The following is a 13,769-nucleotide window of genomic DNA, read 5'->3' as shown; positions in this document are numbered from 1 at the left end:
AGTGAAGAATCTATCGTTAACAAAATATTCTTTGTAATAGATCCTTCGTTATTCTGAGCTGTTTTTTGGGTATAATCGAAATAGTGGAAAAAATCTCTCACTTAGAAAAGTATTTATCTAACATGAAAGATTTTTCCTTTCTCTTCGAACTTCCTCAAAACTCATTCAGTATGACATTATTTCTTCTTATTCCTAACACTTTCAATTACCACAGTAGCAAGAATTAAAGCTCCACCAAATAACGTATTCAGTTTCGGGATTTCATTGATAAAAATAAATGCTAATATGATTCCAAAAATGGGTTGTACACTGCTAATAATACTGGTAGTTGAAGCTGAGAAAAATTTTAATGAATATACCATTAAACTATGTCCAATAGCTGTTGTTAAAATTGCAAGTAATAGTAAATAAGGCAACTGACTTTGAAAGCCTGAAGTGTCCATAAAAAACAATACTGGAAATGAGAAAACGGTAATGATTACAGTTTGATAAAACATCAGTAAGACTCCATTGTACTGACTTACATATTTCTTTAAAATCAATACTCTAATTGCATAACACAATGCAGAAATCAATCCGAAAATAATTCCTTGTACTGTGGTGTCTTTAAACGTAAGTGTAGGAGAGAGGATGTATAATCCTAACAATACCAAAAGTCCTAAAACAATATAAATAGGATCGAATTTTATTTTTAAAAATACGGGTTCTAGAAAGGCAATAATTACTGGAAATGTATATAACGATAACATTCCGATGGCTACGTTAGAGAATTTTAGTGCATAGAAATATGTTATCCAATGAATTCCTGTTAAAAGGCCAATGATTACAAAGGGAACGGAATGTTTTTTAGATTTTAATCTAAGATCTATCTTTTTGAGTTTTAAAAACAAGAATAGAAATACCATTGCAAAGGCTGCTCTAAAGAAAATAATGACTTCAGAAGGCATAGCTATGTACTTTCCTAATACTCCAGAGGTACTTATGAAAAATGTAGCAATTATTAATCCGAAAAGCTTTTGGTTGTATGAGTTTTGCAACGGGTTTGTTTTTAAATTATAAACCTGAAATATAGTTATTTATGACTATTCTAAGCACAGAATAAATCAAGATTATCAAACTATACTGTTTCTGTTTTAAATTTAAATCAACTTTGTTTTTTGATACAAAACAGTTAGATAATAACGTATTTTTTCTTTATGATTTCGACGTTGCTCAATCACCAGAAAAAATCTTAAAAGAATACTGAAGTAAGTTTACTTTTATTGAACAGATTGCCGCAAAAAACTTCAATATATGTTCGTTTTTTTCGCAATGACAATCTACTTTATAAACTTGTTTTGATAAGAAAATTATTATTTAAAGTTTACACTATTTATTATTCTCCGTTAACTAACTTATTCAATAAACGTTCGGTTTTTTTAGAAGATACTTTTGTTGTTTTTGTTGGTATTACTTCTCCTTTTAACGAAAGAATTACAAATTTTGGAATAGTAGAGAGGTTATAAGCTTTTACAAATCTCGATTTAGAACCGTCGTAAAACAATTGTTCTGCACTAGCTTTTAATCCATTTTCTTTTACCAATTGTACCCATTCGTCGTAGTTTTCTTCTTTATCTATAGAAACACCTACAAAAACAATATTCTTATCGGCAAACTTATCTCTTAATTCTTGGATGTTTTTAAACTCTTCTACGCACTCTTTACAAAAAGATGCCCAAATGTATAAGAAAATAAAATTCCCTTTAAAATCGGCTAATTTTACCTTTTCTTGATTCGTGTTTAAAAAACTGAACTTAGATAAATTCTTTTCTGCTTCAACTTGTCGTACTTCAGCGTATTTTTCCTTTGCTTTTGCAATGAGTTTATTCGTTTTCGCATACTTTTTTATAAACTCATAATACGTACGTTGTCTATCAGGAGTTTCGTTAGACATTGCTTCGTATAAACTTTCTAATACTCCTTGTTGAATTGCTTCTACTCTAATAGAAGCAATGATATCTTCCATAACTGGATAATCGTTGCTATTTTCAATATCTCTTTTCCATTTTAAAATGGCTAAGTCGTTATACGAATCGTAGGTATCTGAAAACAATTGATTGTCGAAATGTAAACTACTTAAAGGTGCTAAAAATGTATCTGACGCTTTAATACTATCGTTAAATTTATAATGCTTTTTAGCACTATCAAACTTCAGCATGTCTAAATAATAACCGTATTGTAAGTTTTTAGATTCTTCATCTATAAATCCTTGATCGAATCCACCAGAAAATAACGTTCCGTAAAAACCTTTATAAAAATTATCTAGTCGTGCTAGATATTCGTTTTCATCTCCTTTGTAAAATGCTTTTTTATAAAAGTTTTTCTTATTTCCTGTTCTATCTAAAAGTGGTGTTCTTTTACTGTGTAAATAGGTATTTCTTCCAGCACCTCTTTTTCCTGAAAAGGCAATTGAATTATTAATATCATCTGCATCAAAAGCAATAGCAAACTCGTCATTTCTTTTTAGATACAACAAGATTTTATCGTCTTCTTTTTCCAGAATATAGTAATCGTCGTCTAAGTTGGTATCTAAAGTAAAATTCAATTCGTCTATTGTAATTCGCTCTACTATTTTACCATTGATTTTGGTTAGGAAAAACTCATTGTTAATAGAATCGTTACGAATACTAAACGATAATCGTTGTCCAAAAAGTAATCCTGTACTTAATAAAAAAAGGCATAAAACCAGTTTCTTCATAATTCAATCTTTTCTACGGCTGCAAAAGTATCGTTAAAATACATTGCATGTATTATTTTATGTATGATTCGTTATAAATCGCAACCTATTTGCAAGAAATGAGGTTGCTTTTCCTTCAACGTAAGGTAAGCACGCTTATTGTAGTGTTATAATTTGTTGTTTTTTACAAGGAACTGAAGTCCCTTGGATTTATTTTGAGTGAAACGAAGGATCTATTATAAAGAACATTTTGCTAAACAATAGATTCTTCACGCTACTTCGATTATACTCAGTAAGCAATTCAGAATGACAATTTTTTGCCTTATTGCGAGTGTCCTTGAGAGCTCCTGAGTAGTATCGAAGGACTTAAAGGGACAAAAAAATCTTCTTTTCGATAAACAGATTACTTCACTACACTGCGTTTCGTTCGTAATGACGTTTGTGTTACTGATTCATTAAAACAAATACTACTGTCATCCTGAGTGAAACGAAGGATCTATTGTAAAAAACATTTTATTAGCGACAGATTCTTCATGCTACTTCGATTATACTCAGTAAGCAGTTCAGAATGACATATATCTATATTATTTCGATTGAAAGATTACTTCAGTCGTTGGCTTCGACGCAGCTCAGCCTTCCTTCTTCGTAATGACGTTTTTTATTTATACTTTTTGTAGTGTTTCTAATGCTTTTTTAACGGTGTCTATTTTGATAAATGTAATGAGTAATCGTAAACCGTTTTTGGTTTCCTTTTCTTTCATTACACAGCTTTTAGAATTGTGTTGTACATATTTCAACATTCTTGTAAAGGCTTCGGTATGATAGAAATCGCTTTGTTGATCGGATACAAAATATCCCACCATGCGTTTTTGTTTTAAAATGATTTTTTCTAACCCTAACGATTTCGCTAACCATTTGATTCGAACACTATCCAACAAATCTTGTACTTGCGTTGGGTATTCTCCAAAACGGTCGATGATATTGGTTTCAAATACTTGTAATTCTTCTTCTGAATTTAATTCACTCAACTGTTTGTATAAATTCAACCGTTCGGTAATAGAATTCACATAATCGTCTGGGAACAGAATTTCGAAATCAGTATCTATTTGAACTTCTTTTACATACTCTTTTGGTCCGCTATTTTCATCTACTGGATACAAGTCTTTAAACTCATTTTCTTTCAGCTCTTCAATGGCTTCTTTTAAAATTTTCTGATAAGTATCGAATCCAATATCGTTGATAAATCCACTTTGTTCTCCTCCTAATAAATCTCCAGCTCCACGAATTTCTAAATCTTTCATGGCAATATTTAATCCGCTTCCTAATTCAGAAAACATTTCTAAGGCCTGAATACGTTTACGAGCTTCTTCCGTCATCATATGATACGGCGGCGTAATAAAGAAACAGAAGGCTTTTTTATTCGATCGCCCTACACGACCACGCATTTGGTGTAAGTCGGATAATCCAAAATTATTGGCATTGTTAATGAAAATTGTATTGGCATTTGGTACGTCTAATCCACTTTCAATAATGGTAGTAGAAACCAGTACGTCAAACTCGCCATTCATAAAGGCCAACATGAGTTCTTCTAACTTTTTTCCTTCCATTTGTCCGTGTCCAATTCCAATTTTTGCTGAAGGCACCAAACGTTGTAACATTCCGGCTACTTCTTTGATATTCTCGATTCGGTTATGAATAAAAAACACCTGACCTCCACGTGAAATTTCATACGAAATCGCGTCACGCATGGTTTCTTCAGACAAACGAATGACATTAGTTTCTACAGGATGACGATTGGGTGGCGGTGTTTTAATAACCGATAAATCTCGTGCCGCCATCAAACTAAATTGTAAGGTACGCGGAATTGGCGTTGCTGTTAGAGTAAGTGTATCTACGTTTTCCTTTATGGTTTTTAATTTGTCTTTTGCTGCTACACCAAACTTTTGTTCTTCGTCAATAATTAACAGTCCTAAATCTTTAAACTGTACATTTTTGTTGGTTAACTGATGTGTTCCAATAACAATATCTACAGATCCGTCTTGTATACCTTCTAAAACACCTCTCTTTTGCTTTGCAGTTCGAAAACGATTCAAGTAGTCGATGTGTACAGGAAATTGCCTTAAACGCTCTGAAAACGTCTTAAAATGCTGAAATGCTAAGATGGTTGTGGGAACTAATACCGCAACTTGTTTTCCATTGTCTACCGCTTTGAAGGCCGCACGAATGGCAACTTCGGTCTTTCCAAATCCAACATCTCCACAAACCAAGCGATCCATCGGTTGATCTTTTTCCATATCGGCCTTTACGTCTTGGGTTGCCGAAAACTGATCTGGCGTGTCTTCGTATAAGAAACTGGCTTCTAATTCGTGTTGAATGTGCGTATCTGGACCAAAAGCATAACCTTTTTCTAATTTTCGTTTTGCGTAAAGTTTAATCAGGTTAAAGGCAATTTCCTTAACTCTGGTTTTGGTTTTCTGCTTGATTTTCTTCCAAGCATTCGATCCTAATTTGAAAATCTTCGGTGCTTTTCCATCTTTTCCATTGAACTTAGATATTTTGTGTAGCGAGTGAATGCTTACATACAGAATATCGCGATCGCCATAAATTAGCTTAATGGCTTCTTGTTTCTTTCCGTCTACATCTATCTTTTGTAATCCTGCAAACTTTCCAACTCCATGGTCGATATGCGTTACATAATCGCCTTTTTCTAAGTTGGTGAGTTCTTTTAGCGTAATGGATTGTTTTTTGGCGTAGCCATTTTTCAATCGGAATTTATGGTAACGTTCAAAGATTTGATGATCTGTATAACAAACAATTTTCTGATCCTCGTCTATAAATCCTTGATAGATTGGAAATACTACTGTTTCGTAATGTACCTCTTCATCAGCATCGTCAAAAATATCGTGGAATCGTTGTGCTTGTTTTTCATTGGCACAGAAAATATAGTTGGTAAATCCTTTGCTGTGATGCACGTTTAAGTCTTCTATTAACAAATTGAATTGTTTGTTAAACGAAGGTTGAGAGCGTACGTTGAATACTATATTCGTACCCTGAGCTAGGTCGATGGGTGCCCTTCGATTGGACTCAGGGCTCGCCGTGTTCTGTTTATCCAAAAATGCTACTGTAAAATCATTCAGTTGATTTTTTATCAGTTCGCCATTACAGAAGAGTTCTGAAGGTTCTGAGTGTTTTACTTCTTCAGATAGTTTTTCGAATTCTACTTGTGCTCTGCGGTAGAATTTATCTAGATTTCCCGTTAGTAAATCTAAACTTTTTACAAACAACACTGTTTTAGAGGCAATGTATTTTAAAAAGCTTTCTCTTGATTCTTGTAAGGCTTTGTTTTCTACATTAGGCATAATACTCACCTTAGTGAGTTTTTCTTTGGAAAGTTGGGTTTCTACATCGAAGGTTCGTATACTGTCTACCTCATCTCCAAAAAATTCAATTCGATAAGGTTCGTCGTTAGAGAAGGAAAAGACATCTACAATTCCTCCACGTACCGAGAATTCTCCTGGTTCTGTTACAAAATCTACACGATTGAAATTGTATTCAAACAGTACTTCGTTGATAAAATCGAGCGAGAGATTTTCGCCTTGATTGACTTTGAGTGTGTTTTTTTCCAGTTCCTTTTTGGTGACTACTTTTTCAAATAGTGCTGTAGGATAGGTAACAATTACCGCTGGTTTTTTGCGTGAGTTGATACGGTTTAATACTTCCGATCGTAGCAATACGTTGGCATTGTCTGTTTCTTCTATTTGATACGGACGACGGTACGATCCTGGATAAAAAAGTACGTTTTTTTCTCCTAGTAATTGTTCTAAGTCGTTTAAATAATAGGCCGCGTCTTCTTTATCGTTACAGATAAACAAGTAAGGTTTATCGGCTTTTTTAAAGGTTTCTGAAATGACAAAAGACAACGAAGATCCGACCAAATTCGAGATTTGAAAATGGTGTTTTTCTTGTTGTAAGGTTTGTTGCACCAAAGCTACCTTTGTAGCATCTTGGTAATAGTTTACAATGGTTTGCTTACTCAACGGGATTATTTTTTTGTAAAGATACGGGGATTATATTTTGTGGGGAAATTGTGTCTGGAATATCATAATGAATTACTAATTCAATAAATAGATTGAAGTACTCAAATCAAAAAAATCAATTATTAATATTTTTTAAACTTGGGTTTTCTTTTGTATAATAATCTCCTATAACTAATTCACTATTGTTAAGTTCTTCTGTGATATACGAAGTCGTATAAATCATTTGATAACTATTATCATCAAAATTTTTAACTCGTTTAATTAGTAAATCTTGAAGATTTTGTGCTCTTTTCATTTCAATACCTTTATCCTCCATATTATCTGCAAAAATAAACCTAGGATACCTCATTTGATCTATATATAATGATGCTAAAAATATTGAGAATCTTGCTGAAACTTTTAAATAAAAATTTGAGCTTGCCGAATATTTTGAAAATTTATTTGATAAGAATGTTATGTTATTTGAATAGTCAATAAAGAAATCGCTTGCATTTTTAAATTCATCTTGTCTATCTAAATCATTATTCAATAAGTAAATACCTTCTTCCTTTATCTTTTTATTAATTATTTCTTTTAATTTTATTTGCTCTTTCTCCGTTCTAAAAATATAGGCTTTTAAATAACTTACCTCTTTATGAAGTTCGTTTTTCTTTTCAAGCAATCTCTCATATAGTTCAGCATTCTCTAACATTGTTCTAAATTGAAGTATTTCTCCTTCTATAAAACCTTTTTTATTATTTAAATTATCTACTTCTTCTTCACTATATGATTTAACATCCTCCAATGCTACATTTACTTGTTGCTGAATATCGTGAAGTTTACCTATTTCACTTGAATATTTAGATTCTAATTCTAATAAACCTCTCTTATTGATTTGAAGTATTTTTTTGGATTCACTAATTTGGAAGCCTATTTCAAGTTCCATCCTTCTAGCTTGGACTACGCCAAAAGATTCATCAATGGATTCTTTACAAAGTTTACAATTAGAACTATCTGAATTAGTTTTTATTTTTGATAAGCATTCTGGACAGTATTCTAAAGGAAGATTACCTAAAAACTCTCTTGTTTGTATAGAATTTTTTAATGCATTTATTTTTTTTTCAAGTGTATCTATAAAAAAAACAGAATCTTCTATTTCATTGTGTAAGTAGTTAATTTGATTTTCAATATCAGTAACTACTTTACGTTGTACAATTGAATTTTGATTCAATTTTTGAAAATAAAGCTCAGAATCATCTTTATAAGTAATTTCTTTGTCTTTATTCCTTATTGAGATAATTTCCTCTTGAATTTTAGATATTTCAACTTCTCTACTTTGTATAGCTTCATTAATATGAATTGGATTAAGTGCTAAAGGATCTGAAAAAAACTGTGAAGTCGCTTTTATTTCACTTTTAATATTCTCAAACTCTTTTTCGGCAGAAATAAGACGTTTTTTATTTTCATATAATTCTTCATTGTATACTCCTAATAGCAAATCAGACACCGTCTCCCTAGTTAATTGACTATCAAAATATTCGTAGAGAAAAAGTGAACTAGTTGGGGACTCTTGATCAATATATAGTAATCTTAATATTTGGTGAAATGTAATATTACTATCTCCTTTTACTATAGGTAAATCAAGATTATCAAACATTACATTTGAAAAACTCTTTCTATTATCAGTCGTTTTATATCCAAATTTTTGCCACATTTTATCAATTGGAGGATTAAAACTCTCATCCATATCTCCCCAAAAAAAATACATAGGTGCTTGTGTACTAATATTATCTTTTTTATCCTTTATAAGATATCTCTTAATTGTAAATATAGCTCCATTCATTTCAACTTCTGCAATAGCTTTTGAGCAAAATCTTGCTTCTGGAACAAAATCATTGAAAGCACCACCTAATACATAAAAAATAAAATGTGTAATCGTAGATTTCCCACTACTATTATCACCACGAATTATATTTACACCTTTATGAAATTTTTCATCATAAGCAACCTTTTCTTCTTCAGTAAAAATACATAGTCTATTTAAAAATAAATTATTTCGCATCATACTTGCTTTCTAAAAGGTTAGTTCTATTTTTTAATCCATCAGTTCCAAATAATGACATTTGATTAAAATGACCTGTCATTAGAGCTATTACGTTTTTTTCTTTTGCTGGTAAATCTTCAAAATTATTAACAAATTCAATTAATATTTCTTTATTAATTATTGAAATTCTTTGTTGATTTAAAAACGACTTATCAATAATACCATATGATGCTATACAATTAAACGCTGCAAGTTGGTAAGGTTTTATTTTTTCGAAAATCTTTCGATTCTCAGAAATCTTTTCATAAGGATTTTTAGAATCTCTTATAAACTTTTTTCTTAATTTTCGTATATCAGATTCTCCTCTTTTTAATCTTATTTCATGAATCTTACTTGGGAACAATAAATAAAAATCCCAAATTCTTATTCTTTCTATCTCTATCACGGTTTTATTTTCAAATTTATTAAGGAAATGAAGTAATCTAAAAATTGTATGATATAAATCCAGAGCTTGATTATATACTATCATAATTTTTCCAATTTATGTGACATTGTCCTGTTAAATAATAAACCATACCAAATATATCATCTGCATTATAGTTTAAAACTTCATCATCTTCACCTTCTATATTTATTAAATCAAGAACAGGTTGTACAACATTAATAACAACTTCTCTTAATATTTCACTTTTAGAATAACCACTGTCAATTAGAGGTAAAATAAATGCTTCAAAATCCATTTTTATTTTCGCAAACAACTGACTGTCTATCCATTGTGCCGATTCAAAAAATCTATTTAACTGTAAGCGTTTTGCATACCTTTCTTTTCTTCTGATCGCAGAAATGACTTCATTTTCGTTGAAACCACCATCATATAATTTTGTTTCAGCACTAATTCCATCAAGCTTAGTAAGATAAAATTTCAAAGATTCCATTGTCCCTTCATACCGTTCATCATTTTTAACTTCTTGATTTAATTTTTCAAATCTTCTTGCAAATCTTGTTTTTTTTGCTAGATATACATTACCAGTAAAATTGTTAACATTCAACTGTGAATGCACTCCTCCTTCGTTATTTATATTTTGCGTCATTAAAGTTTTATATCTCCTGTATTGGTTTGAATATTTACCTGTTTTTCTACTTTACCCTTATTATGAATATTCTGTTGGCTAAGATTTGTTTTGGCTTGCATAATTGTTTGCAACAATTCATTTTTAAAAGATTCGTTGTTTTCAACTTTTAAAATTAGCTCTTCTTTTATTTTTTCTAGTTGTTCTTTATTTGGAGCTTCTATAAATAATTCTTTTTTTTTCTCCTCCATAAAAGGTTTTCTAAGCATTTCCCATATGCCTTCTCCTACTTTTTCAGCAATTTTTTCTCCTGTTTTTGTTAAATATGGGGAAGCTAAAGTTAAAGCAGTTGTTATTAATGTAATTGGTTCCATCTTTATTTTATATTTTTAAATTATAAAACTAACCATAGCACAGCACAATACTTTACGGATATCCGCAAGTTTGTTATGGCTATACATTAGTTTGTGAATAAGAAAAAGTGAAAGGAACAGGGGGACTGGTCTATTTCTTTGTCTTTTTTCGTGGTTTAAACCTAGTAAATTATTTGTGTTTTTGCAACTGTTTTTAAGAGGAGGAGGGAAGAATAGTGCGTTACAGCTTGCTTTTTTACTACTTTTCTTCTTGTATTTGTAATTCGGTTTCTAGTGATTTGTAAAACTCAGTTTCGTTATAGATATCCGTTATTTTTTTATTGTATTTTTCTTGTAAATAGTTATTTACTAATTTATTATAACATTCTTTTTCAAATTCTACTATACAACTTAGAAAATATATATTTTAAATCAAATAAGCTTTCTGTTCATTTCTTTGCTTGTCCAAAGAAACGAACCAAAGAAAAGACACTTATTCGAGATATTTTTTAGCTAAAGCTAAAAACCGAATTATAATTCCTAAAATCTTTCCAAGGTTTCAAGATTTTTTAACGGAATCAAATTCTATATTGCGAATAAGGTTTGAAAAGCGCTGCTTTTAATCGCTTTATAGCATGTACTATTTCTAAACAATCTTCAGTTATTAACTTGATAAAAGAACTCGCTAACGCTCAAACAGCTTTTCATCTTTCCGCCAACGCTGCTTCTTTAATTTTCAAAATTTTGATTAGTAGGTCGCTTTTTTATTCAATCTTTTTATATTCATTATTTGTAAATACTATTTCCATTTTTCCTTCTTTCCACCCTTTGGTAAGAGCAAAATAAATTGATTCACTAACAAACTGAGGAGTAATACTTTTTGGTTCAAAATCTGGAGGTTTGTTCTCTTTATCATCTATATATAACCATCTATCATACCAACCAATATCTATTATCAATAGGCTATTTTTAAATTGCTCTGAACTCACTATTATTTTTTTATTGAATTTCCATAAAAATTCACTTCCATCTACCACAATTTTTCTAAATCCTTTTTTTGAAATAGCCATGTATTATTCTTTCCTAATTTTTAATTCATTTCTCTCATTTTTAACTAAAAAACTTAGTATATGATTTAAGTCTTTTTTGGTTAAAGCAGCAAATTCCATTTCCTCAACTCCTTCAATCAATTGAATAGCTTCTATTGTATCTTTTTGATCAAAAATTATAATTAGATGCTATTTTTTCTATTTCACACTTGGGTTAAGTACGTCTTCTAAATCTCCTTTTTTTAGTAAATCTTCAATTGTTTTTTGAATACATTCTCGAGTCAATTCCTTTACAAATAAGTCTGGAGGTTTTAGATAAAGACCATTTAAATTTTCACCTGTTAATTGGTCTTCTTTTATAGCTCTTTCAAAGAATTTGTATGTCCAAACATTAATTCCATAGTGTCTACCATCTGGTAAATCCACATGAATATTTGCAAAGTCATTCTCAATGTCCCAGTTTCCTGGATCAACTTCTTCAAACTCTAGCCATAATTCAAATTCTTTCATTTTTTTCATCTCCATAAACTTGGTGTTTTTCTATATTTAGTAACTATTGCTAGGCATTCTTTTTCAGATAGTCCAAATTTTAATCCAAATCCTTTTGGTGGTGGTGGGCTATTGTCTCCAATTTGTAACACTACATCAACTAAATATTCTCCAATATTCATACTTGAACCAACACAACCTGATTGATAGTGAATTGGGTATTCGGTATCTGCTATTGCTTTCAGAATTAATGCATTCTTATTTTTATATTCTCGTTTTCTAATAAGTCCCTCATAAGCAATCGTTTTTATAGTTCCATTTGGATATTCGGTTAATTTCAAAAGTTCTGATGTCGTTGCATTTTTCATGATCCAATGTCTTCTATCAAATTGAGCTGGTTTTCGAGCATCATAACCTACAACTCCACTTGAGATACCATCATGTTCAGCAATTCTTACACTGTCTTTTATTTGCTGTCGTATTTCACTCCAATTATAAGTCCAACTTTTCTCATAAAACAGTGATATTATAAAGATGATACCAATTCCAATAATGGATAAAACTGGCAAGAACATTTTAAAATGGTTACTTTTCAGACTATTTCGTTTGTTTTTTTTCATAGTTACATACTGATTTATACATATATAAAATGTACTCATGAAATATTCTAGAATAGAATTATAAAAGCACTTTTTTGTATTTAAGAGGTAAAAATAACAGAGGAAATTAAGTCTATTTCTTTCTCTTTTTCATGTTTTAAATATAAGAAAATTTAACAAAAACTTCCTGCGATACTGAAATACGCTATGTTAAGGAAGCAAAAGCTTCCTGCGGTATCGGAATGCCTTTTTTATTACAACAAAACCTCTCTGCAAATCGCATAAGCGTATTGTTACAGTAACAAAGGCTTCCTGCGACACCGTAATAGTCATTGTTATAGCAACAAGACCTTCCTGCAAATCGCAGCAGCATATTTTTACATATTAAACAACATGTAACCAATAAAATACATTCATTTTCCCTTTTTAAATTTCTTGGTAATCTTTTTTTGTTTCCATTCTTCTCCAAAAAAATCAAATACATTAAACGCATAAATTCCTAGTAAAAGTACCCAAGTAAATAACATCCATAAGGCTGCATTCCAAAACATTGGATCGTTAAAAGCAATAACAATTGGTACTATTAAACTTACAATAGCAATGGCTAGCAATTTGTAGAAACCTTTTAAATTTTGAATATATGCTTCTTCTTTTCGTATTTGTGCTAGTTCAGCTTCTTTATCGGTATTATTAAGGTCTGTTTCAAAAACTGAGGCCAAAGATTTTAAGGATTCCAATCCCGCATTTTCACCATTTTCAATACGCTGTATGGTTCGAATACTCAATCCGCTCATTTCTGCTAATTGTTCTTGCGACCAATGTCGCTCTAATCTCATTTTTTTAATGTCTTTTACGTTTATTGAATTTGAACTCATTTCTTGTTTTGTAAATTTTTATACAAAGGTAAGTTCTAGGTTTTAGTTTGTATTGAAAAGGTTAGGACACGAATACGACACCAATATGACAGTAAAAAGACATTCGTTTTTTGGTTTATTAATTACGCTACTTTTTCTTAAATAAAACTTATAAAACACAACGTAAAACTCGAGGAATATTCATAGAAAAAGCCGTCCATTTTAGGACGGCTTTATAACTTTTCTTTCAAAAGATAAATTATACAATATGTGGTGTATCTGTAACACAAGTATTATTACTCCAAACACATTGTGCTCTTTTACTACATTCAAATTCTGTAGCATATTTTGGACAAGTATTAAAAAATACATCTCCAAATCCTCCAGATACTAATTGTTGTTCTTTTTTACTTAATGATTTTCCTAAGTTTAAAATTGTTTTTTTCATAATTGTAATAAGAATTTAAACGTTTATTGATTATTCATTTGGTGGTGTTTCTTCGCCACAGCGAACCCTTAGTTTAGCTAAGTTGTTCATATAGAGTTTTTAACAGAAGAAATAAATAGATATAAATGATT

The 13,769-nt window shown here is 30.6% G+C and carries 12 protein-coding genes; all 12 read right to left on the bottom strand.

All coding sequences use genetic code 11. The annotated features are described in order from the left end of the window. Positions 1–176: 176 nt before the first annotated feature. The 12 genes from ACKTTC_RS05515 to ACKTTC_RS05460 all read right to left on the bottom strand — a co-directional run bounded on the left by ACKTTC_RS05515 (position 177) and on the right by ACKTTC_RS05460 (position 13,638). Positions 177–1,037 carry a DMT family transporter gene (locus ACKTTC_RS05515; protein ID WP_408038798.1) on the bottom strand — a complete coding sequence of 287 codons (861 nt, stop codon included), beginning with the start codon at positions 1,035–1,037 and terminating at the stop codon, positions 177–179. A 338-nt stretch (positions 1,038–1,375) separates the two neighbouring features. After that, the gene (locus tag ACKTTC_RS05510; protein WP_408038797.1) at positions 1,376–2,737 is read right to left on the bottom strand and encodes a TlpA family protein disulfide reductase; all 1,362 of its coding nucleotides are present in this window, start codon (positions 2,735–2,737) and stop codon (positions 1,376–1,378) included. Positions 2,738–3,378: 641 nt separating this feature from the next. Continuing rightward, a complete protein-coding gene (mfd, locus tag ACKTTC_RS05505; RefSeq protein ID WP_408038796.1) occupies positions 3,379–6,753 on the bottom strand; it encodes a transcription-repair coupling factor in 3,375 nt (1,124 codons plus the stop codon). Between the two features lie 115 nt (positions 6,754–6,868). Further along, a complete protein-coding gene (locus ACKTTC_RS05500) occupies positions 6,869–8,797 on the bottom strand; it encodes a hypothetical protein (protein ID WP_408038795.1) in 1,929 nt (642 codons plus the stop codon). Then, positions 8,784–9,305, bottom strand: coding sequence for an ABC-three component system middle component 5 (locus tag ACKTTC_RS05495; RefSeq protein ID WP_408038794.1), 522 nt, complete (start codon positions 9,303–9,305; stop codon positions 8,784–8,786). The genes ACKTTC_RS05500 and ACKTTC_RS05495 overlap by 14 nt, the downstream gene beginning before the upstream one ends. Beyond that, positions 9,292–9,867, bottom strand: a complete 576-nt coding sequence (locus ACKTTC_RS05490; protein WP_408038793.1) for an ABC-three component system protein — start codon at positions 9,865–9,867, stop codon at positions 9,292–9,294. The genes ACKTTC_RS05495 and ACKTTC_RS05490 overlap by 14 nt, the downstream gene beginning before the upstream one ends. Next, positions 9,867–10,220, bottom strand: coding sequence for a hypothetical protein (locus tag ACKTTC_RS05485; RefSeq protein ID WP_408038792.1), 354 nt, complete (start codon positions 10,218–10,220; stop codon positions 9,867–9,869). The genes ACKTTC_RS05490 and ACKTTC_RS05485 overlap by 1 nt, the downstream gene beginning before the upstream one ends. 743 nt (positions 10,221–10,963) lie before the next feature. Continuing rightward, entirely contained in the window at positions 10,964–11,269 is a 306-nt protein-coding gene (locus ACKTTC_RS05480) for a hypothetical protein (RefSeq protein ID WP_408038791.1), read from the bottom strand. Between the two features lie 177 nt (positions 11,270–11,446). Next, positions 11,447–11,773, bottom strand: coding sequence for a hypothetical protein (locus ACKTTC_RS05475; RefSeq protein ID WP_408038790.1), 327 nt, complete (start codon positions 11,771–11,773; stop codon positions 11,447–11,449). Further along, a complete protein-coding gene (locus tag ACKTTC_RS05470) occupies positions 11,764–12,312 on the bottom strand; it encodes a hypothetical protein (protein WP_408038789.1) in 549 nt (182 codons plus the stop codon). Before ACKTTC_RS05470 ends, ACKTTC_RS05475 begins: the two co-directional genes overlap by 10 nt. Before the next feature lie 437 nt (positions 12,313–12,749). Then, positions 12,750–13,211, bottom strand: coding sequence for a helix-turn-helix domain-containing protein (locus ACKTTC_RS05465; RefSeq protein WP_408038788.1), 462 nt, complete (start codon positions 13,209–13,211; stop codon positions 12,750–12,752). 238 nt (positions 13,212–13,449) lie between these two features. Continuing rightward, a complete protein-coding gene (locus ACKTTC_RS05460; protein WP_408038787.1) occupies positions 13,450–13,638 on the bottom strand; it encodes a hypothetical protein in 189 nt (62 codons plus the stop codon). Positions 13,639–13,769 lie beyond the last annotated feature (131 nt).

The organism is Tenacibaculum amylolyticum (genome assembly GCF_964511145.1).
Taxonomy (GTDB): Bacteria; Bacteroidota; Bacteroidia; order Flavobacteriales; family Flavobacteriaceae; genus Polaribacter; species Polaribacter amylolyticum.
The sequence above is the reverse complement of the archived record's forward strand: the minus strand, read 5'-3'. Positions and strand labels throughout refer to the sequence as shown.

What these genes read in the sequence shown, in the direction of transcription:
- ACKTTC_RS05510 (WP_408038797.1), bottom strand. Translation starts at nt 2,737, where the DNA reads ATGAAGAAACTGGTTTTATGCCTTTTTTTATTAAGTACAGGATTACTT.
- ACKTTC_RS05500 (WP_408038795.1), bottom strand. Translation starts at nt 8,797, where the DNA reads ATGATGCGAAATAATTTATTTTTAAATAGACTATGTATTTTTACTGAA.
- ACKTTC_RS05495 (WP_408038794.1), bottom strand. Translation starts at nt 9,305, where the DNA reads ATGATAGTATATAATCAAGCTCTGGATTTATATCATACAATTTTTAGA.
- ACKTTC_RS05490 (WP_408038793.1), bottom strand. Translation starts at nt 9,867, where the DNA reads ATGACGCAAAATATAAATAACGAAGGAGGAGTGCATTCACAGTTGAAT.
- ACKTTC_RS05485 (WP_408038792.1), bottom strand. Translation starts at nt 10,220, where the DNA reads ATGGAACCAATTACATTAATAACAACTGCTTTAACTTTAGCTTCCCCA.
- ACKTTC_RS05480 (WP_408038791.1), bottom strand. Translation starts at nt 11,269, where the DNA reads ATGGCTATTTCAAAAAAAGGATTTAGAAAAATTGTGGTAGATGGAAGT.
- ACKTTC_RS05475 (WP_408038790.1), bottom strand. Translation starts at nt 11,773, where the DNA reads ATGGAGATGAAAAAAATGAAAGAATTTGAATTATGGCTAGAGTTTGAA.
- ACKTTC_RS05470 (WP_408038789.1), bottom strand. Translation starts at nt 12,312, where the DNA reads ATGTTCTTGCCAGTTTTATCCATTATTGGAATTGGTATCATCTTTATA.
- ACKTTC_RS05465 (WP_408038788.1), bottom strand. Translation starts at nt 13,211, where the DNA reads ATGAGTTCAAATTCAATAAACGTAAAAGACATTAAAAAAATGAGATTA.
- ACKTTC_RS05460 (WP_408038787.1), bottom strand. Translation starts at nt 13,638, where the DNA reads ATGAAAAAAACAATTTTAAACTTAGGAAAATCATTAAGTAAAAAAGAA.